Below are 20,279 nucleotides of genomic sequence, written 5' to 3' on the forward strand. Positions count from 1 at the left end.
CGGCGACTACAGAACGTCGGGACCTCGCATGCCAAACGGGAACGCGCGGCCTCGTATTCATAGATGATAGCCGGAATGCGGCTCGCTATTCGCGAACCCATATTGCCTTCGTCGGAATCCGGCCGAGGCCGCGCCGGCCGGGGCTTTCGGACAGTGGCCTGAAAGGGAAGACAGCTATCGGTAAATCATGGACGTCCGACGAAACAGGGCGGGTTCGGCAGCACACGGATTTACCGGCGGCCCGGCAGCGCCAACGCGGGGTCGTGCGACGACGCGCCGGCCTCGTCGGAACACAGGTTGGAAAAGGGATATCTACCTGCCCGCGAAATAGCTTCGACGCAGTGCCCCCGCTGACCCGGCTTTGCTATAGCGGCGGATCCACGCGTTGTCTGTCGCAAGGGATTGCCGTTCGAAATTCTCCGGATCTTCCGCATGCGAAGCCGCCACTGCATCTCTGAACGCATAGCTGGAGAATTGCCGCATGAATTCGCTCAGATAGATATCCGCGATACGCTTGTCGCCGCGAATCACGAGCATGTTCTCATGATTGGTTTCGACACTCGCGTCGCTGAAATTCGCAGAACCGGTAATAACGATCGGATCATCCGAGAGCGGGTCGACCAGCATGAACTTCGTGTGTACCCAGCGCACGTATTCCCCCGGCGCCAGACCGTCGCGTTCGCGCAGCCAGTGATCGAATGCGTTCGTCGCGATGTTCTGACCAATTGCGACGACGGCGCCGTCGACCTTGCGGATTTCCGCAATCTGCTCCTTCGCGGCAGCGAGGCCTTTCCCGGCTCCCTCCTTGTCCATCAGCGCGAACCTCAAAACTCCGCCACCTTCCTTGTAGACGGGCAGGAAGTCCGCATTCATGCCGAACGCGAAGGTCATGAACAACGCGCGTTTAGCCAGCGCCGCGATATTCGCATAGGTCTTCAGGGTCCCAGTACCTTTTTGCGGAGAGAAAACCTTGCTGGTCCCCTCGGGCGGAGGAACGTCCGGGGCCGGCGTTGCCTCATCGTCCCAGATGCGCATTTCCGCAAGTTCCGGGTTCGTCGACAATTTGCTCCAGTATTGAAGGTAGGCATCGGCAATGTCTCGATCGTTCACCACATGCGCGCAGTTCAAGTGACCAAATATTCCGTTCTCGGTGTAGTTGGTCGAGCCAGTGAGTACTTCGATCGCGACATCGTTTTTCAGCAAAACGATGAACTTGTTATGCATGATCTTGCCGTTGGTAAAGCCCACGCACATGTTCCTGATTCCGGCGCGATTTATCGCTTCCTCGTTTTTGGCGACGGGGTCTTCCTTCGCGTTTTCGATCGCATCGAAGATCACTTTCACGTCCACGCCACGCGCCGTGGCGGACTTCAGCGCGTCGAGCACGGCGGGCCATTGAAACTCATAGATAGCGACGCGCAGAGCAAACGTGTGATCGGCGGCCTTGCCGATAAAGCGCGTAATCGCTTCGAGCAGGCCACGCGATAGCCAGTCGTAGGCAGCCTGGCCGATCACGTCAGGCGCCTTGTCCTGGAAGCGGCGCGCATATTCCTGCGATGCGATCGCCCCGCGATTGAAGTAGACGCTATGGCGCGCTCCATCCTCCACTTCGGTGTCGATCGACATGTCCATCGAGACGCCTCGCTCCAATGCACCGGGTCTGCCATACATCGCAATCAGTTTGTACGTGTACTGATGGGCTGGTTTCGCGGAGTAGTCGCCCCATTGGAATGTCTGGAATGGCTGGTCCTGACTCGATACGGTTCCACCCGGCGCAAGTTTGGGCACCGTATCTGGAAACGTTTTCATTCCACGAAGCCAGTATGTTTCACCTTCCGTGTGATCCGTTCGCTGAATGGCGAATCCTAATAAACCGGCTTCAAGTGCCGGTTCGATATCCCATCCGAGCAGCACTACGTGCGTTCCGGCTACAGCCTGCGCGGTCAAGCCGCCATGCTCTACTTTGCTTCGCATGCCCCGTCCTTGATTCGTAACGTCGCTATGCCGAAATTCCGGCGACGTCATAAAACCGTCACGTAAAAAGAGAATAGATATCGGATTTGAATTGCTGACACGCCGGGTATGAGTAGTTGTGGTTTTGACCGGACGAGATCGACTGAAGACTAGATGCTTATTTGCATCGATACAAATAGAATTTGAGTGCTCACGTGGCACGGACCCGAATCGCGCTACGCGACGATACGTTACTCTCGCGCTCGATCAGTATTCGCATGCACTCTGCGCGCAAGCGTCGCCTGCAGAACGATTGGAACAATCCTCCTGCGGAAAGCCGGCATCTTTGATCTGGCGGGTCTAGTAGTGGCTGCGCCGCCAAAGCGTGGATGGCGCATCGAGCAGATGATGCAAGCCGCTGCGATCGAGCATCTGTTGCGCGGCTAAAGTGACGCGTTCCAGTATCTCGCCTTCGTCGACCGTCTGCACGCGGTAATCCTCCATCAGGATCTTGCCGCCGACCATCGTCATGCACACGTCGCCAGCATTCGCGAAGCACGTGACGCGATAGACCGGCATGTTCATCGGCATCATATGCGGCTTGAACAGATCGACGAGAATGATGTCCGCCAGCTTGCCGGCTTCGAGCGAACCTAGCCGATCATCGAGTGACAGCGCCTTCGCGGCATCGATCGTGACCATCTCGAGAACCTTGCCGTGCGGCAGGACGTCCGGATCGCGGAAATGCCGGCGATGGTAGTGCATGCATTGCCACATGTGGCGGAACATGTCGTAGCCACGATCGGGCGCCGCGCCGTCGGATGCGATCGCCACATTGACGCCCGCATCGATGAGTTCCGGCACCGGGCAACGTCCGACGATCGACATGATCGCACTCGGGTTGTGCACGATCGAGGCCCCGGTTTCGACGCACGCCGCGATGTCGTCGTCTGTCAGATCGATCGAATGCGACATGAACGAGGTCCCGTTCAGGAGCCCCAGCTCGCGATGAGCGAAAGCGAGCGTGCCGGCGCGATGCCCATCCTGCGTGAAACGCAACCCGCGTTCGCGGGCGAGCGCCATGTAGCGTTCGGCCTGCGCGCGAAATACGCTCTCGTACGCGAGCTGCCAGGAATAGTGTTCCGGTGCATAGACCGGCAACGTCAGCGCGATGCCGATCCTGCCGTTCGCGTCGCCGTCGCACGCATCGACGATGTCCTTGCAAACGTCGTACATCGTGTCGAAATCGACGTCGCGCGTGACGCTGCCGTCCGAAGTATGACGGGTATAGGCACGCGGCGCGGGCGGGCGCGGGCGGGCGCGACGGGCCGACCGCGACGATCGAGCGGGTGCCCGTTCTGACCACCGCATCGCAATGACGCCGCGCATAGACCGGGTCGTCGACGCGCATGATCGAGTCTCCGCCGCCAAGCAGCGACACTCCGGTCGTGACGCCGGCCTTCAGCCGTTCGAGCGCCGCCAGATGGGATTCGACCTCCCAGAACGTTTCGTCGGACGCGCGCGTATAAATCGCCTCGCACGCGGCCGTCCAGGCATCGCCATCCGCGCCGCCGATGGTTCGGAGCATCGCGTGTCCCGCGTGCGCGTGCGCATCGATAAAGCCGGGCAACACGGCCTTGCGGCGCGCATCGATCTCGCGATCGGCAACGTATTGCGAAGCAAGCACGGACGTCTCGCCGACGGCGACGATGCGCTCGCCCTTCACGGCGACGGCGCCATCATCGATTACACGGCGCCGCGGATCGACGGTAACTACACAGCCATTCCGGACCAGAATGTCGACCCGTTCACGATTGTCCATAGCCGGATTCCTTGTTTGCTTTAGCCTCGCATCGGGCCGCTGCATCAGACCGCCGCGGCCAGCTCGCCGTCGCGCGCGACGATGCGTCCATTGGACACCACCAGCTTGCGCTTCGGGCGCGCGGCCACCGCATGCGCGATCGTGTCCGCGTCGACCAGCACGAGATCGGCGCGCGCGCCGGCATGCAGCCCGTAGTCGCCGAACCCGCAACCGCGCGCCGCCGCCGCGCTGACGCAATCGAATGCGATCTCCAGCTCGTCGTCGCGGCGCATGTCGTAGCGCATGCCGATCAACATCGCGCGTTCGAGCATGTCGGGCGAGCCATACGGCGACCATGTATCGCGGATACCGTCATTGCCGCCAAAAATCGTCACGCCCTTTTGCCTGCACATCTTCAACGGAGGAACCGGCCGCGACGGCGGTGCGGACGTCAGAAGCGCCACGTTCAGGCGCGCGATCCGTTCGAGCAGCAGATCGCGCTCGCGCTCCGGCAACGCGCCAAGACAGAACGCATGGCTGACCACGACCTGCCCTTGCATGCCCAGCGCCTCGACGCGCTCGAGCAGCAGTCTGAAGGTGAACGCGCCGACTTCGCCCGGCTCGTGAAGGTGGATATCGATCGGCTTGCCATAGCGTCCGGCCAGTGCGAACGTCGCGTCCAGCGACGCAACGGGATCGCCGTCGATCAATGCCGGATCCAGCGCGCCGAGCACGTCCGCGCCGTCGGCAAGCGCGCGCGCCAGCAGTTCGTCCGTGCCCGGACGCCCTAGCAGGCCCGATTGCGGAAACGCAACGATCTGCATATCGAGCAGATCGCGCATCGTCTCGCGGGTCTGAAGCACGCGTTCGATGTAGCGCAACCCCGCATCGGTATCGACGTCGACGTGCGTACGCAGACGCGTGGTGCCCGCCTGCACGAACGCGCGAGCCAGCGCAAGCGACTGCGCACCGGCGTCGTGACCGGACTCCCGACGCCAGCGGCGTTCGTTGTTGATCCGGTCGAGCAAGGTGGCGCCGACTTCGTTGCGATACCAGCGCTGGCCCCAGTTGGTCTTGTCGAGATGTGTGTGCCCTTCGACGAAACCGGGCAGCAGCAGCGCGCCGCCGCCGTCTTCCACCACGGCGCCGGGTGGCGGCACGACGTCCGCGCCGAGCGCCGCGATGCGGCCGGCTGCGATCGATACGGCCACCGGCTGCCCGCCGGACAGGCGGACGTTGGTAATGACGAGAGACGGGAGAGAGGATGTCATGATGATTTGACGGGAGTGGCTATACGGGCTCGCAGTGCGCGTTGCGCGGCGCTGATCGCGATGAAGACTACCGCGTTCACGAGCAGCGCGACGAGGCCCGTATTGATTGAAAGAAACGCGTCGGGCGCGCCGGGGAACAACGACGACAGCGTCATGCCGCGCCAGTTCGCCAGCGCAAGCACGATGGCGCCCGCGGCAATCCCGCCGAATGCGGCCTCGCGGGTGCCGAACGGGCGTTTCAGAAAGCTCGACGCGAGCATCGGAACCAGTTGGGTCAGCAGGCTCGACGAGAAGATCGCGAGCGAAACGAACGTTGCGCCGCCTATCAGTGTGAAGTAGACCACGACCAGCGTGAATAGCGGCAGCGCGATGCGCGCGACGCGGGCGACCTGCTGCTCGGTGGCGTGCGGCGCGAAGCCTTCGCGATAGACGTTGCGCGCGATTGTCGTGGACGCGTTGAGCATGATCAGCGAACCCGGCACGAGCGCCGTCAGCAGTCCGGCGCCGCCGACTACGCCGACGAACCACGACGGGAAAGTCTGTTTGACGAGCCGCAGCAGCGCGAGGTCGGTCTGCGCGCCTTCGAGGCCGTGCACGGTCAGCGTGGCGGCAAACCCGACGAGAAACAGGAACGCGATCAGAACCTGGTAGATCGGCATCATCACCACGTTGCGGCGCAGCACCTTCGCGTCGCGGGCCACGTAGACGGCGGTGAAGCCGTGCGGGTACAGGTAGTAGCCGAGCGACGTCAGCAGGATCGTCGAGTTGTACCAGCTCAGGTTGAAGCCGTGTTCGGGCATGCGCAGCAGTTCGGGGCGCACCTCGTCGATGCGCGTGAACATCTCGCCGATGCCGCCGTAGTAGTGCAGCGGCAGATAGATACCGAGGAAAATCGCGAGCGCGAGAATCAGTACGTCCTTGACGACCGCGATGCTCGCCGAGCCGTGAATGCCGGATACGGTCATGTACATCGTCATCAGAATCGCGCCGATCCAGATCGCGACGGACGGCGAGATCGAGCCATAGGACATCTCCGACACGATGATGCCGAGCCCGCGCAACTGGATGATCAGCAGCGAAACCATCGCCAGAACGGCGACCACGGACACGAGCACGCCGACACCGCGGCTGTCGTAGCGCGACGCGAAGTAATCGGCGAACGACACGAGATTGCGCTCTTTCGCGTAGCGCCAGATCGCGGGCAGCATCCAGTAGCCGATCACATACGCGAGGCAGCCGTACGACAGGATATAGAACGCCGGAATGCCCTTGCTGTACGTCCAGCCACTCGCGCCGAGGAAAGTGAAGGTCGAGAACGCTTCACCGGCCATCAGCAGGAACGTGAGCAGCGAACCGAAACCGCGGCCGCCCACCGCCCACTGTTCCAGACTCAGCTTCTTGCCGCGACGCGCAAGCAGGCCGATGCCGAGCGCGAACCCCGCGAACAGGATGATGACGATCAGGGCTGCGTTCATCGCGGGTCTCCGGTCCCGCTGTCCGCGTTCGTCGCTTCAGCGCGGGTGTCGAGATGAAGGATGAGCGCGAGAACAGCGGCCGTGCCGGCCATCCAGATCAGGTTCCACGACAGCAGGAACGGCATCCCGAACAGCATCGGCAGATGCGCGGCGAGCGAACCGCCCGAATACATGCCGACGAAGGGCAACGCGGCGAGGAAAAGCCGGAGTTTCATATACCCCCCACGCGTGGCCGGTCCTCGAACCACGCCGAACCTGTTGCGCGGGACGCGATTCCGGCCTTCCGGTCCATTCGACTCCTCACTGGTTGCCTCATTTGCCGCCTTTTTCCTGTTCGTGTCCGGCCACCTTCTTCGTGGCCGGGTTTGCCTGCACGCTGCCATGCCGCCTCGTCAGCCACTGGATGTTATCCAGACCACATCACATTCAAAAATGAAATGTTCCACTGGTTCCCAGTTGAAATCCGAATAGTGGGGAAATGCGCGTGCACGCCTCCCGGCGCGGGATTCCGCCGTGTAAGCAAGACGTAGGCTTGTGGATCCTCGGGCGAAGCGAGATTGCCGGCCGTCCCCTTGCGTGGTACAAGGCGGCTAATCCATTCGAATATCGAATAGTTCGATGAGAAACAGTGCAAAAACGCGCAGACCGCTGTTCGATCTGGATCTGCTGAGAGCGATCGTCATGGTCGCCGATTGCGGCACCTTCACCGCCGCTTCCGCACGGCTTCATTCGACCCAGTCCACCGTCAGCCAGAAAGTGCGGCGGCTGGAGGACATGGCCGGGCATAAGCTTCTCGATCGTGGAAGTCGCGACGCGCGTCCGACCGATGCCGGTGAAATGCTGCTTGGCTATGCGCGCCGGATGCTCGCGCTCAACGATGAAATGATCGAAGCGCTATCGGGTGCGACGGTGGGTTTGACGGTCCGGCTCGGCGTGCCGGAAGATTTCGTCGGCGGGCCCACCACGCATATGCTCGCAACCTTCAATCGCAAGCATCCGCAGGTGAAGCTCGAAGTGACCAGCGGGTTGAGCCGGGATCTGACCAGCAGCTACGATCGCGGCGACCTCGACCTGATTCTCGTGAAGCAACGGCGCAACAGTCGCGAAACCGTCGCATGCTGGCCCGAGCAGTTGAGGTGGATCGACAGCGCGAAGAACCCGTCGATCCACCTCGACCCCATTCCGCTCGTCGCGTTTCCGCCGCGCGGGTTATACCGCGACGACATGATCAACACGATCGAAGGACTCGGACGCCGCTGGCGGATCAGCTTCATCAGTTCGAGTCTGAGCGGCATTCAGGCAGCCGTCGCCGACGGCCTCGGCATCAGTCTTCTTCCCGCGCGCGCCGTCACCGCGGAACATGTCGTATTGACGAGCAAAAGCGGACTGCCGCCCATCGAGACGATGGACATCGCCCTGCTGCATCGCCCGACCGCTGATCCGGTCGTCAAGGAACTCGCGCGCATGCTCGGCCGGATGTTCGGGACGCAGCGTCGCTGACGGCCCCGGCCGGCGGAGCAGGGTTATCCGGAACGGGAGCCGGAGCACAAACGCCATCCGGCCTTCGGCGCGGCGATGTTCTCGACGGCATGCCGCCACCACGATTCGCCGCGATGCGGCGCGCCCAGATCCAGCCGCTCGCCCATGCGGGGCGTCGACAGCGCGACGCCCCGCGCGAGCGCCAGCCCCGTCACTCTTTCGAACGGCTCCTGCCAGCGGTGCATCGCGAGGTCGAAAGTGCCGTTGTGAATCGGCACGAGCCAGCGGCCACGCAGATCGATATGCGCCTGCACGGTCTCTTCCGGCTGCATGTGAACGTACGGCCATTGCGCGTCGTACGCACCCGTTTCGATCAGCGTGACGTCGAATGGCCCAAGGCGCTCGCCGATCGTCCGGAAGCCGTCGAAGTAGCCGGTGTCGCCGCTGAAGAACATCCGCAGATCATTCTCGACGATCACCCACGACGCCCATAACGTACTGTTGCCGTCAAACAGACTACGGCCGGAAAAATGCTGCGCGGGCGCGGCGGTGAACTGCACGCCGTCTACTTCGACGCCTTGCCACCAGTCGAACTGCGTCACCTTCGCAGCGTCGATGCCCCATTCGATCAGCCGGTCGCCGACGCCGAGCGGGGTCAGAAACACCCCCGTACTCTGTGCAAGCGCCAGTACGGTTTCGCGGTCCAGGTGGTCGTAATGGTCGTGCGACAGGATCACGCCTCGCAGCGGCGGCAAATCGGCGAGCGCAATCGGCGGCGCATGAAAGCGCTTCGGGCCGAGATGCCGGAACGGAGACGCACGCTCGGCGAACACGGGATCGGTCAGCCAGAACTGGCCGCGCAGTTTCAGCAGCATCGTCGAATGACCGAGCCGGTAGAGGCTGCGGTCGGGCGCCGCATCGAGCTGTTCACGTGTGAGCGCATTAATGGGAAAGGCGTCTGTCGGCACGGTGCCGCGCGGCTTGTTGAACAGCATGTTCCACGCGATGCCGAGCATCTTGCGCAGGCCTTCCACGGGACGTGGCCTGACGTTGCGAAAACGCTCGCCGTCATGCTGCGGCGAATGACTGGACAATGCCCGGCCGCGTTGCGCGGCGCTCACGCCGAGCATGCGGCTGACAACAGTGAAAAGCGACGTCATGAACAGGTCATCCGGAAAAATGTACACCCGGCAGTGTAGTTTATTTTCAAGAAAAGTAAACTGCCCGGTGTAAAATCCAGCCATGAATTCCGGTACCACCCATCAACGGCTGACTGACCGCAAGCGTGTCGCTATCGTCGCGGCGGCGATCGAGGAATTCCTCGCATCCGGTTACGACGCGACCAGCATGGACCGTATCGCCGCCCGCGCGAACGTCTCGAAACGTACGGTCTATAACCACTTTCCAGGCAAGGAAGCGCTTTTCGCGGCGATTCTTCATCAACTATGGGATGCAAGCGAGGGAGGCGATGCTCCCGCCTACCGCGCCGACGAACCGTTGCGCGCCCAGTTGCTCGATCTCCTGGGCCGCAAGCTCCGGCTACTGAACGACGAGTCGTTTCTGTCGCTTGCACGCGTGGCAATCGCCGCCGGAATCCATTCGCCGGAGCGGGCGCGGGACATGGTCGCGCGCCTCGGCGAACGCGAGGAAGATCTGACGGTGTGGGTCCGGGCGGCCGCCGCGGATGGCCGTCTCAAGACCGACGATCCGCTGCTGGCGGCGCTGCAATTGCAGGCGCTGGTGAAGGCTTTTGCGTTCTGGCCACAGGTGACGATGGGCCAGGCGCCGCTCGGCGAACAGCAGCAAAGGCAGGTCGCGGAATCGGCCGCGGATATGTTCCTCGCACGCTATGCATGAATACGACGAATACGAGCCACCAGCTCGAAGTCTCCGGACAGACACCTGCCATATAATTTCAACGATCCCAGCAGCGGTATCTGGTGACCGGATAAACCCCGCCCATGTCTTATTTCCTCGATATCGTTACAGCGCGCCTTTTTGTCGCCGTTGTTGAAGAAGGAAGTATCGCCGGAGCTGCACGGCGCGAGAACATCGTTCCTTCCGCGGTCAGCAAGCGCATAAGCGAAGTCGAACAGCGCGTTGGCCATCGCCTTTTGACCCGGCGAGCAAGTGGCGTTGAAATTACGCCCGCGGGCTCGATCGTGCTGCGGCGCGCACGCAATCTCATTCACGAAGCCACGGAGCTGGACGCCGAGCTGGCCCGCCTGTCCGCGGGCGTCGACGGACACGTGAAGATCGTCGCGAGCGAAACCACGCTCGTCGGATACCTGCCGGAGATCGTGGGTCAGTTCGTGCAACGCTACCCTGCCGTGCATGTCGATCTCGAAGAGCGCGGGAGCGCGGACGTGATCGCATCAATCGAACAACACGGCGGTGATCTCGGGATCTGCGCCGCGGACCTGCCGCCCGGCGGCTTATGGGTACGACCGTGCTTTCGCGACCAGATCATCGCGGTCATGCACAAGGATCACGTCCTCGCATCGATGCCGGGCGTCACACTGATCCAGTTGCTCGATCACGAAGTCATCGGCGATGACGAACATGGCGCGCTGAGCAGCCTGCTCAATCGCCAGGCGGCGATCTACGGGCGCACGCTGCGCATCCGCGTGCGGGCGCGCGGTTTCGATCTCGCGTGCCAGCTCGCAAACGAACGTGTGGGCATCGGCATCGTGGCCGAGAGCACTTCGCTCCTGCTGTTGGCTGAAGCGATGGGACTCGCGGTACGGCCGCTGCTCGAACCGTGGGCGCGACGCGAGCATCGCGTGTGCGTCCGTCAGCCGGACGAACTGTCGACGGCCGCGCGCCTGATGCTCGCACACGTTCTCGGCAAGCAGGACCGCGCGGGGGACTTGCTGTCCTAGCGCGCCCGATATCAAGGCGGCCGCGCCGGAAACCCGAACCGCGCAAGCTACACAAAAGCCGCTACATGCGGCCCGGCAACCAGAGCACGAAGTCCGGCCATACCGACAGAATCAACAGCAAAACGAACATGATCACGTGGAACGGCATCGTTCCGAGCACGACGTCGCGCAGCACGCCGGTCCAGATGCTCTGAATCACGAACAGGTTGATGCCGATCGGCGGCGAGATCTGGCCGAGCTCGATATACATCACGAGAATGACGCCGAACCACACGGTGCTGATGCCGTATTGCGCCAGCACCGGATGCAACAGCGGCACCGTGATGACGATCATGCCGACGCTCTCGACGAGACAGCCGAGCGCCGTGTACAGGATGAACAGCGCGATGAAGAATTCGCCGCGCGTCAGGTGCAGGCCGACGATCCAGCCCGTCAGCACCTCTCCCATGCCCGACGTATCGATCGCATACGCGAAGATAAACGCCGCGTAGATAATGAACAGCAGGTTGCCGACGATCAGCACGCAGCGCCGCAGCGCCTGCAGCAGCCTGTCGAAAGTGAGATCGCCGAGCAGCACCGCCAGGATAGTCGCGAAGATGCAGCCGGCGGTCGCCGCTTCGACCGGCGTCACGAGGCCGAAGTACATGCTGCCCATCGTGCCGCCGATCAGCAGCACGAACGGCACCACGTCGACGAGCGCCTCGCGGAACTCGCGCAGCGAGATCAGCGGCGGCTCGGGCGGCGTCGCGCCCGGCCGCAGCATCGCGTACGCGCCCACATACAACATGAACATCAGCGTCAGCATCAGCCCGGGAATCACCGCGGCAACGAACAGCCTGGCGATCGACGTGTCGGTCAGGCTTCCGTAGATGATCAGTGCCACGCTGGGTGGAAACAGAATGCCCAGCGTGCCGCCCGCCGCCAGCGACCCCGCCGCCAGACGCGGGTCATAGCCGCGCCGCAGCAGTTGCGGCAGCGCGACGCCACCGATCGACGCAGCGGTCGCGACGCTCGAGCCCGTAATCGCCGCAAAAAGCGCGCAGCCGACGATGTTGGTCTGCACGAGCCCGCCCGGCACGCGGCACACGAGCCGCGAGAGGCCGCGATAGATGCGCGAGCTCAGCCCGCTGAATTGCATGATTTCAGCCATCAACACGAACAGCGGCACGGCGGTCAACGTGAAGCTGTCCATGCTGCCCCACGTGACGAGCCCGATTCCGCGCAGTCCGTCGATACCGCTCTGCATCAGCAGATAAAGCGTGCCCGGCACCGCGATCGCGAACGGCACCGACATGCCGCACGCGAGAAACAGCAGAAAAGCGCCGAACGATAGCGCGATCTGGAGTTCCGGCGACATGGCTCAGCCTCTGCGCCGGGCCAGCGCGCCGATGAACCAGCGCACGTTCGCGACGAGACTGCGGCTCACCGACACGCACAGCGCCGCCGCGCCGATCGGCAGCGCGAACTGCGGGATCCACAGCGGCGTCATCAGGATCGTCGACGCCAGTTCGCCGGTTTCCCACGAACCGCGCTCGAGCAGGAACATCTGCCAGAACAGCACCAGCGCGAACGCCAGCGACAGCACGTCGAAGATCACCATCGACAGCGCCTGCCCCGCTTCGGGCAAGCGCGCCTGCACGAAATCGACGCGATGGAAGTAGCCGCGCGACTGGCACACGCAGAAGCTGAAGAACGCGAGCGCCGCGAGCAGGTAGCCGCCGAATTCGTCGGACAGTTGAAACGAGAAGTGGAACAGGTTGCGCGTCACCAGCTCGGTGCCGATGATCGCGATCATCGCGACGATGATCAGCTTGCATGCCCACATGAAGGCATTCTCGATCAGGCCGGGCTTCGCGTCCGGTGCGTATGGACTATGGCCATGATGCAGCGTCTGCTGAAGCGCGAGGCGCTCGGCGTCGACGTTCTCCCGCGCCGCGGGCACGCCGTCGTCCGACTCGTCGTGTCGGCTCATGGGAATGTCTCCTGTGTCGACCGGAGTGAGCGCTTTAGCGCTTACTCCGGTCCCATGAAAGATGGTTGCTGTTCCTGTTATTGTCGTGCCGGCGTTCATGCGCGCCGGTCCCGCGATTCACGATCGTCGTGCTAGTCGGGGATTTCCAGCGCGAGCAGCGGCGCGTACTGCTGGCCGCCGTACACGTCGTTGTCGAGCTTCGATCCCGAGCTTTGCGGCCGCGGGAAGCTGACCTTCACCGCGAGCGCCGCGTCGTGATTCACGACGATCACCTCGTCTTCGCGTCGATGGAACGCGCGCGCGACGTCGTTCGCGTTGATCACGCGGCTGTCGCGCACGCGCCGGTAGACTGCTTCGTCGTTGAACATCACGTCGAAGGTGAGCCAGAACGGCCCCGCGTTCTTCGAGCGCACCAGCACCGCCAGATCGCCGATGGTTCTTGCCATGATCAGATCTCCTCGAATTCGGTCGAGAACAGGCTGGTCGGCGTGTCCGGCACCAGCACATGATTCAGGTGAAATTCGTACACCGGCCCGCGATTGATCTCGTTGGGCGAGTACGGATACGCGACGCCGGAAATCAGGCCGTTCCATTTGGGAATCGGATTGTGCACCGCCAGATGCGAGACGCTGCTGGCGATCGTATGCGACAGTTCCTGCGATTCGCTGATCACGTCCCACAGGATCATGATCTCGTGTCCCTTGATGGTCGGATCGGGTTCGAGCTCGCCCATCACGCCGTCGCGACCGTAGACCCGCGTGACGATTTCGTAGGGCTTGTCGCCGATCGTATTCGACAGCCGGACCTTGATGCTCTCGTCGAGCTGCCTGAGCCACGGATCGAGATTGCCGATGATGTACGGATCGCGGATCGCGCCGGGAATGATCGTCGAATAGCCGCGCTGACGTACCCCCTCGATCTTGATCGTGTACTCGTCGGCGGGCACGAAGCGCGAATTCGATACGTTGACCGCGCGATCGGAAATCGCTTCGTATTTCGAATCGCGTGTGATCAGCGTGCCGGACGGCTCCTTCAGATCGAACGGGTCGGCGTTCTCGTAGAGCGTGTGCGACGCGACGCTTTGCTGCGTGCAGCGATAGTCGTCGCGCAGCGGGAAGACATCGAAGGAATCTTCGTGCAGCACGGCCATCATGCTGTCCGGCGCGGTGCGCACCGCCACCGCCGCCGCCCCGCATTCGAGGATCTTCGCCATGTGCCACACGACCGCCGGATCGAAGCCCTTCATCAGCGGCAGCGCCGCATAGATCGACGTGTCGCTGCTGCGGCCGGCGAGCACCACCTGCGCGCCCGCCTTCAGCGCTTCCTGGATCGGCTCGACACCCATCATCGCGACGATGTGCAGCGACTCGTCGACTTCCGCTTCGGTCAGCGGCTGCGACGGCGTCAACGGATGGGAGCGGCCCGCGCGCACGTGCTCCAGCACGACGTCCTTGCTCAGCTCCGAGTGGATGATCGCAAGCCTGAAATGCAGATCCTGCTCGCGCGCGAGTTCGCGCACGATCTCGACCAGCGACGCGAGCGACTTGTCCGACCCCGACGTCCCCGCCGAGCCGATGATGAGCGGAATACCCGCCTTCAGCGCGCGCCCGAGGATATTGCTGACATCGCGCCGCACCGCCGCGACCGAAAAATGGCTCTTGCCTTGGGCGAGCCCGTTCGGGCCCGAATCGGTGGAGCCCGCGTCGCAACCGATCATCTCGGCGCCCAGCTCGATCGCCTTGTCGATCGATTCGGCGCGAAAACCCGAGCCGAGCATGCCTGTTGCCGCCACCAGCTTGAACGTTCTGGACATGACTATCCCTTCCGAAAGTGCTTGATGAAAATCCCGCGCCGCATCATTGATGCGAATACATCGCGCGTCCCGGCACATCCATCTGTGCCGTGATGACGGTGCCCGTCGACGATTCGGTGATGAAAAGCGTCTTGCGCTCCGGGCCGCCGTACGCGAGGTTCGTCGTCATCCGTCCGCCGGTGCACGACGTGATCCGGTAGAGCGGTTCGCCGAGCGGGCTGAAGAACCACACGCTGCCGAGCCCCGCATGACAGACCGCCAGATTGCCCTGCTCGTCGATCGCCATGCCGTCCGGACCGCCGCCGCCCGACATCTGGATAAAGGTGCCGACCTTGCTCACGCGGCTGCCGACCAGAGGCACGCGCCAGACCGCGTTTGCACGCGTGACGGCCAGCAGCACCATCGATTCGTCGAGGTTCAGAACGAGTCCGTTGGGGCTCGGCACGTTGTCGAGCAGGATGTCGACCTCGCCGTTGGCGCGCACGCGCACGAGGCGGCCGGTCGGATCGTGATGGCCGGACTGACCCTGATCGGTGAAATACAGATCGCCGTTGCTTGCGAACACCAGGTCGTTGGGGCCTTTCAGGCGCTCCAGATTGGCGCGCACGAAGAACGGCTTCGGCTTCGCATCGCCGGGTTCGAGCACGAGGATCCCGTTCTTCTGATCGGCGATAAAAATGCGGCCGTCCTTGTGGATCTTCAGACCGTTCGGCTCGCCATCGTATTCGGTGACGACCTCGAATCTGCCTGCCGGCGAAATGCGCAGCACCCGGCCATACGGAATATCGGTGACGTACAGATTGCCTTCACGGTCAAACGACGGACCTTCGAGAAATGACGTCGGACGGCCGTGATGACGGCCGGCGAGCCAGTCGGATGAGCGGTCGCGGACTTCGAGATCGACCGGTACCTTCGCGAACACGTGAGTTTCCAGAAGCGGCGGCGCTGCGTACATGTGAGTGTCTCCAGAACGATCAGAAAGAAAATCCGGGAATCATTCGCCGAGCGCGCTGCGCAATTGCTGCAATTGCGCTTCAGCTTCCGGGCCACGCGATTTCGCCCAATCGCTCCAGTACGGCCGCATCATCGACGTGATCGATCTGGCGTCGGCATCGCTGCCCGGCGTGACGGTCATGCCTTCCTTCTGGAAGCCGGCCGTCAGTGACGCTTCGTTGTTTCGCAGCAGTTGCGTCAGGTCGGTGGCGGCCTTGTCGCTTAGCGCGGCAACTTTCTGCTGGGTGGCGGGCGGCAACTTCTCGAAGTTCTGCAGGTTCGCGGTGAAGATCACCGCGACATAGTTCGCACCGACGCGCAGATTCGACTTGAGAAGGTCGTGCCACAGGCGTCCGCCGCCGGAACTCGACGTCAGCACGGCGCTGACGATGCCGCGCTGCAACGCGGCGGGCACCTCGGGCGTATCGATGCTGACCGGCACCGCGCCGGCGCGCTTGGCGAATTCGGCCTGCTCGGCGGTCGTCACGCGGATTTTCTGGCCTTTGAGATCGGCGAGCGAGGTCAGCTTCTGCGTGCTCCACAACACCTGCGGCGGGTAGTACGCGACACCGAGCAATTTCACGTTCTTCGCGGCGAACTGCTTGTCGAGCGTGGGTCGGAGTAGCGCAATACCGCGTTCGAGCGCGGCATCGTTCTGGTAGAGACCGGGAAGCGAGAGCAGGCCGGCGATCGGAACGAAGCCGGTGTAAGAGCCGGAATCAGTGAGGCCGAACTGCAAAACGTTGTCACGGATCGCGGTTGGAATCGTGCTCGATTTGATCGGCAGCGAGCCGCCGACATTACAGGTGATATGCACCGCGCCATCAGTGGCGGATTCGATGTCGCGGGCGAGTCTGGAAAGCGCCTGGAAAGCAGGATCAGTCGATGACGGCAGATAGGTATAGCAACGCCAGTTCGCCGGCGCGGCGATGGCGGACCGGTTTGCCGAACCTGCAACCACGATGAACGCGACGAGCCAAAGCGCTTGATACGCCCGTTTCATTGTCTCCTCCGTACGATCGATCGCCTGCATCGACGATTCGTGAAGAGAGCATAGACATATTACGCGCCGGCGCTGTTGACCATTGGTGATGAAGCCATCGCCTCACGAGATGGCCGTGGAGGATATGGTCCACGGCAGGCGCGGTAGTGCGGCGCGGGACAGCGCTGGAGAAACGGCCTGGGACGCACCTCGCTCGGGCCGTTAAATCCAGACCATTTCGTTATACCGTTCGAGTCCTCAAAAGAGACCTTAACTGAACGGCATTACCGCTCAATGCCGCTTTTCTTAATCATCCTGCGTAAGCAGGAATATGCAATAAAAACGAGATGCCCGAAACAATCGTCATGTTTTGTCAAAACGGCCTTATCCCAATTTAAAGCGGTTGACCGTGATCCGCTTCGATGGTCAATTCTCCGGGTATCGCCAGAAATTTCATGATGAGTCCAATGGAGCAACAGAAAACGGGCGCGCGCAGCAACCAGCCGACGCGGACATACCAAGCTCGCAATATGGCAACAGCCCACGCGTGCCGCAGAACCTCAGTAATGCGCAAGCGTTCGAGTATGCACCGGATGCGGTGAGTGGTGACGTGGTAGATCTGGCGGGCAGTGAGGGAACTCCCCGCAACAATCACGCGCAAAACAAGCAGTTCAAGGCCGTCGTAAAGGCGTTGAGACTCAATCAGGATCAGGCGAGGCAGCTTCACGACGATATAAGCAAGCAGGGGCTCGGCTATCACGAGATGCTGAAGCGTGGGCAGGATTTGTTTGGAGGCGGTAGTGACTGATACCAGGACAGAAATTACGACGCGGCTTTCCGCGCTCATCGGGCTCGATACGAGCTGGGTCAGCCACGCGGGAGACATGCTCACCATGCAGTTTGGCCCGCAAAGGCGGTACACGCTCAGGGGCAGGGATCGTGAGGGCGGGGCGTGGGCGCTTCACGTGCAATGTGCCTGGAAGCTCGAGCGGGAGGGCGAGACTATTGCGACCCGCGATGATCTGCGTGGTACCGATGAAAAGGCGCACGACTCAGCCAGGCGCTTGCATGAAATGCTCATTGGACAAGGGCCTACCAAGGTCGAGGCAGTATCAGCGGACGATGCGGGCGGCGTGGATGTTTCGTTCTCGCGAGGGTATAGCCTTGTCGTGATCCCTGACGGTGTTCAAGATGACGAGGACTGGCGCTTCTTCGCGCCTGGAGTGGATGCAGCGCATCTGGTGATCGAAGGTGGGGCAATCGCTCCGGAATCATTCCAGGTTATTCCAGCACCACACTCTTTCGTTATCTCGTTCAACGAGGAACTTCAACAATTCGAAATGTGCTCGCTCAAAGATTCAGATCTGGCGGAACTGCGCGAGAACGCCCTCGTCGCGCCCTGGCGGCTTGACGCCATTCCAGGCGGTGAACTGACAGAGAATGTCGCCAACCGCCTCGGGGCCTGTGCGCTCGGCATACTCTCGATGTATCACCCTGAAGTGAAGCAGCGTTTGCGCGTGAAGCCGGATCAATTCCCTCTGCCGTAAATCGCGCGAGCGCTTCAGATCGGATGGATGTGGGGGTCGCGGTGGTGGAGTTGTAATAGCGGCTGCGGTTCGTTCCCCGGTATTCGACTGAGTTCGGCCATAATGTTGAAAACGTCGCCGGAGTTCACCCCTCATGAAGTCCCTCTGCTTCGCAGCAGTGCTCGCCATTTTCACTGCCGGCTGCGCTTCGACTTCGTCGCCGGCGAATCCTCAGACGGTGGACGACACGAACGCCTACATGCTGCACGCTCCCTACGGCGCACCACCCGCCAATTACGCGTCAAGACCACCGAGACTCACAGTCGGCACCAGCTATTCCGACACGCAACTTATCCTGCCGTGGTTCCTCAACGACATCATCAACTTCGTCAACTATCGCTAGTCTGACAGCAGCCTGAACGAGCCGACTCACCGCTGTCACGCCGGCGGCTTCTTCCCGGGTTCAGGACCGATGCCGCTCGCGTTTCCCGCGGACTCGACCAGCCAGACCAGCTTCTCCATCTTGAGTTGCCCGATCCGCTTCGAGGTCAATTGCGAATCGACCCGGGTCACCACCACCAGATCCAGTGACGGCACGATGACCGCGTACTGGCCGAGGTGACCATCGGCCCAGTAGGCGGGCCGTAACAACGCCGCATTGGCGCCACGAGGTCCCACGGCCGGCGCGCTGGTCCACCACATGTAGCCATACCCACCCGTGGACGTATCGGAGTACGGCCGCGTCGATTCGGCGACCCAGCCGGCCGGCACGACCTGGCGGCCGCGCCAGTTGCCGTCATGCAGATACAACAGCGCGAACCGGGCAAGATCCCGTGTGCTCATATCGATCAGGTACGCGGGATAGCGCGTGGCTGGGCCGCCCGACACGTAGTGTCCGTCCGAAGGCTGGTAATCCTGCATATCGATGGGGTCGGCGATGTCCATCTTCAGCGCCGTGAAGATCGCCTCGCCGGTAGCCTTTTCGTAGATCGCGCCGACAGTGTTGAAGTCCCAGTTGTTGTAATACCAGAACGTACCCGGCGAATGGCTATAGCGCGGCGGTTTGGCTGCCTGCATCGCGGCGGTCTCGTAGACGGCCGGATGGTAGACGCCCGAGCGGGCCTCCAGCATCATCCGGATCGTGGCCTGCTTCTCGGTCGGCGACAGCGACGGCTCGTTGTCGTCGATACCGAGTTGCGCGAGCGTGTCGTCGAGGTGCATCTGTCCGCGCGCGACCGCAATCCCGATCAGTGCGCTCAGCAGGCTCTTGCGCGCCGAATAGAGGTTCGATTTCCTCGCCACGTCTCCCCACTCGCCCACGACCAGTCCGTTATGGACGATCATGCCGGACGTCGCCCCGCTCTGTTTGGCGTACGCGATCGCCGCATCGATGCCCTGCTGCGAGAAACCCTGCGTGGCAGGCGCGGCCACCGACCATTCAGTGCCGGGAAACGGCGACTGTGGGCTATATGTGTCGGGCGCGGCTGCCCGCGGGCCGTCCGTCGAGCAGCCGCTGCACGTCGCCGCAAGCGTGATTGCCAAAGCCATGCACCGGAAGGAGCCGGTAATGTGGTTTTCCATTGCCTCGCTCCACATGACAGATTGCGCATAGGTTAACCATGTGCGCCGCCATCGGGTAGAGAAATGCATGCAATTCGCGAAGTCACGCGCCAGCCCCCTCACTCACCCATGCAACGCCAATCCCTTCACCGCCTTGTCGACGGCCTTTCTGGGTCCGTGCAGCGCGAGGCCCACGAGGTTGAGATTCGCCGCGTCTTCGGCACGAAAGACCTCGCGATTCGCCGCGTCGTGCCCGGTCGAAAACATCGCGTGCACGTAAGGCACGATCGTCAGTTCGCGCGACAGCGCCTGTCGATGCGCGCCTTGCAGGCCGGACAGATCCGCGGCATACACCATCATCGGCTGGCCGAGCATGCGGCCGTAGCGATGCCCGGCGGCATCCTCGTAATGCTCGCCGAGCGCTTCGGGCGCTTCCGCCGCGATGCCGGTCGCGAGAAACGCGACCACATTGAGCTTTTGCCAGACCGCGAGATCGTCGCGCACGATCAGCGCCACTTTGGTATCGAACATGATGGCTCCTCGTTGAGCGCATCATGATCGGCGAACCGCCG

The 20,279-nt window shown here is 62.4% G+C and carries 20 protein-coding genes and 2 pseudogenes; 7 read left to right on the top strand and 15 right to left on the bottom strand.

Annotated features, from left to right (window positions below):
* Window positions 1-312: 312 nt before the first annotated feature.
* The 6 genes and pseudogenes from QM685_RS07085 to QM685_RS07110 all read right to left on the bottom strand — a co-directional run bounded on the left by QM685_RS07085 (window position 313) and on the right by QM685_RS07110 (window position 6,715).
* Complete coding sequence (locus QM685_RS07085) at window positions 313-1,974, bottom strand: phospholipase D-like domain-containing protein (RefSeq protein WP_415114167.1); 1,662 nt, start codon at window positions 1,972-1,974, stop codon at window positions 313-315.
* 339 nt (window positions 1,975-2,313) lie between these two features.
* Window positions 2,314-3,189, bottom strand: coding sequence for an amidohydrolase family protein (locus QM685_RS07090; protein ID WP_415114169.1), 876 nt, complete (start codon window positions 3,187-3,189; stop codon window positions 2,314-2,316).
* Window positions 3,190-3,652: 463 nt separating this feature from the next.
* A pseudogene (locus QM685_RS07095) lies at window positions 3,653-3,820 on the bottom strand (hypothetical protein); the annotation flags it as partial.
* The gene (locus tag QM685_RS07100) at window positions 3,820-5,025 is read right to left on the bottom strand and encodes an amidohydrolase family protein (protein WP_415114171.1); all 1,206 of its coding nucleotides are present in this window, start codon (window positions 5,023-5,025) and stop codon (window positions 3,820-3,822) included. The pseudogene QM685_RS07095 and the gene QM685_RS07100, both read right to left, overlap by 1 nt.
* Complete coding sequence (locus QM685_RS07105) at window positions 5,022-6,500, bottom strand: sodium:solute symporter family protein (RefSeq protein ID WP_415114173.1); 1,479 nt, start codon at window positions 6,498-6,500, stop codon at window positions 5,022-5,024. The genes QM685_RS07100 and QM685_RS07105 overlap by 4 nt, the downstream gene beginning before the upstream one ends.
* Window positions 6,497-6,715: a DUF3311 domain-containing protein gene (locus tag QM685_RS07110; protein ID WP_415114175.1), complete on the bottom strand. Its 219-nt coding sequence runs from the start codon at window positions 6,713-6,715 to the stop codon at window positions 6,497-6,499. The genes QM685_RS07105 and QM685_RS07110 overlap by 4 nt, the downstream gene beginning before the upstream one ends.
* Before the next feature lie 403 nt (window positions 6,716-7,118).
* Between QM685_RS07110 and QM685_RS07115 the strand changes: the two genes are divergently transcribed.
* Window positions 7,119-8,000 carry a LysR family transcriptional regulator gene (locus QM685_RS07115; protein WP_415114177.1) on the top strand — a complete coding sequence of 294 codons (882 nt, stop codon included), beginning with the start codon at window positions 7,119-7,121 and terminating at the stop codon, window positions 7,998-8,000.
* Window positions 8,001-8,023: 23 nt separating this feature from the next.
* On the opposite strand, the gene QM685_RS07120 is transcribed toward QM685_RS07115, so the two are convergent.
* A complete protein-coding gene (locus tag QM685_RS07120; protein WP_415114179.1) occupies window positions 8,024-9,139 on the bottom strand; it encodes an MBL fold metallo-hydrolase in 1,116 nt (371 codons plus the stop codon).
* An 82-nt stretch (window positions 9,140-9,221) separates the two neighbouring features.
* On the opposite strand from QM685_RS07120, the gene QM685_RS07125 reads away from it, so the two are divergent.
* The 3 genes and pseudogenes from QM685_RS07125 to QM685_RS07135 all read left to right on the top strand — a co-directional run bounded on the left by QM685_RS07125 (window position 9,222) and on the right by QM685_RS07135 (window position 10,861).
* Window positions 9,222-9,836, top strand: a complete 615-nt coding sequence (locus QM685_RS07125; protein WP_415114181.1) for a TetR/AcrR family transcriptional regulator — start codon at window positions 9,222-9,224, stop codon at window positions 9,834-9,836.
* Between the two features lie 104 nt (window positions 9,837-9,940).
* A pseudogene (locus tag QM685_RS07130) lies at window positions 9,941-10,075 on the top strand (helix-turn-helix domain-containing protein); the annotation flags it as partial.
* Window positions 10,076-10,228: 153 nt separating this feature from the next.
* Window positions 10,229-10,861, top strand: a complete 633-nt coding sequence (locus tag QM685_RS07135; protein ID WP_415114711.1) for a LysR substrate-binding domain-containing protein — start codon at window positions 10,229-10,231, stop codon at window positions 10,859-10,861.
* A 61-nt stretch (window positions 10,862-10,922) separates the two neighbouring features.
* Here the strand turns inward: QM685_RS07135 and QM685_RS07140 are convergent, their stop codons facing one another.
* The 6 genes from QM685_RS07140 to dctP form a co-directional block, all read right to left on the bottom strand.
* Window positions 10,923-12,218 (bottom strand): TRAP transporter large permease, encoded by a 1,296-nt coding sequence (locus QM685_RS07140; RefSeq protein ID WP_415114184.1) that lies wholly within the window; start codon window positions 12,216-12,218, stop codon window positions 10,923-10,925.
* Between the two features lie 3 nt (window positions 12,219-12,221).
* On the bottom strand, window positions 12,222-12,833 hold the full coding sequence (locus tag QM685_RS07145) for a TRAP transporter small permease (RefSeq protein ID WP_415114186.1): 612 nt from the start codon (window positions 12,831-12,833) through the stop codon (window positions 12,222-12,224).
* 131 nt (window positions 12,834-12,964) lie between these two features.
* On the bottom strand, window positions 12,965-13,279 hold the full coding sequence (locus QM685_RS07150) for a DUF4387 domain-containing protein (protein ID WP_415114188.1): 315 nt from the start codon (window positions 13,277-13,279) through the stop codon (window positions 12,965-12,967).
* 2 nt (window positions 13,280-13,281) lie between these two features.
* Window positions 13,282-14,646, bottom strand: coding sequence for an acyclic terpene utilization AtuA family protein (locus QM685_RS07155; RefSeq protein WP_415114190.1), 1,365 nt, complete (start codon window positions 14,644-14,646; stop codon window positions 13,282-13,284).
* Between the two features lie 43 nt (window positions 14,647-14,689).
* Window positions 14,690-15,601 carry an SMP-30/gluconolactonase/LRE family protein gene (locus tag QM685_RS07160; RefSeq protein WP_415114192.1) on the bottom strand — a complete coding sequence of 304 codons (912 nt, stop codon included), beginning with the start codon at window positions 15,599-15,601 and terminating at the stop codon, window positions 14,690-14,692.
* Window positions 15,602-15,640: 39 nt separating this feature from the next.
* The gene (gene dctP, locus QM685_RS07165) at window positions 15,641-16,642 is read right to left on the bottom strand and encodes a TRAP transporter substrate-binding protein DctP (protein WP_415114194.1); all 1,002 of its coding nucleotides are present in this window, start codon (window positions 16,640-16,642) and stop codon (window positions 15,641-15,643) included.
* 388 nt (window positions 16,643-17,030) lie between these two features.
* Between dctP and QM685_RS07170 the strand changes: the two genes are divergently transcribed.
* The 3 genes from QM685_RS07170 to QM685_RS07180 all read left to right on the top strand — a co-directional run bounded on the left by QM685_RS07170 (window position 17,031) and on the right by QM685_RS07180 (window position 18,550).
* The gene (locus tag QM685_RS07170) at window positions 17,031-17,429 is read left to right on the top strand and encodes a hypothetical protein (RefSeq protein ID WP_415114196.1); all 399 of its coding nucleotides are present in this window, start codon (window positions 17,031-17,033) and stop codon (window positions 17,427-17,429) included.
* Window positions 17,422-18,168, top strand: coding sequence for a hypothetical protein (locus QM685_RS07175; RefSeq protein WP_415114198.1), 747 nt, complete (start codon window positions 17,422-17,424; stop codon window positions 18,166-18,168). Before QM685_RS07170 ends, QM685_RS07175 begins: the two co-directional genes overlap by 8 nt.
* 133 nt (window positions 18,169-18,301) lie before the next feature.
* The gene (locus QM685_RS07180) at window positions 18,302-18,550 is read left to right on the top strand and encodes a hypothetical protein (RefSeq protein WP_415114200.1); all 249 of its coding nucleotides are present in this window, start codon (window positions 18,302-18,304) and stop codon (window positions 18,548-18,550) included.
* A 35-nt stretch (window positions 18,551-18,585) separates the two neighbouring features.
* Here the strand turns inward: QM685_RS07180 and QM685_RS07185 are convergent, their stop codons facing one another.
* Entirely contained in the window at window positions 18,586-19,728 is a 1,143-nt protein-coding gene (locus tag QM685_RS07185; protein ID WP_415114202.1) for a serine hydrolase domain-containing protein, read from the bottom strand.
* Window positions 19,729-19,830: 102 nt separating this feature from the next.
* Entirely contained in the window at window positions 19,831-20,238 is a 408-nt protein-coding gene (locus QM685_RS07190; RefSeq protein ID WP_415114204.1) for a DUF2000 family protein, read from the bottom strand.
* Window positions 20,239-20,279: the final 41 nt, after the last annotated feature.

This window comes from Paraburkholderia sp., from assembly GCF_047605525.1.
GTDB lineage: Bacteria > Pseudomonadota > Gammaproteobacteria > Burkholderiales > Burkholderiaceae > Paraburkholderia.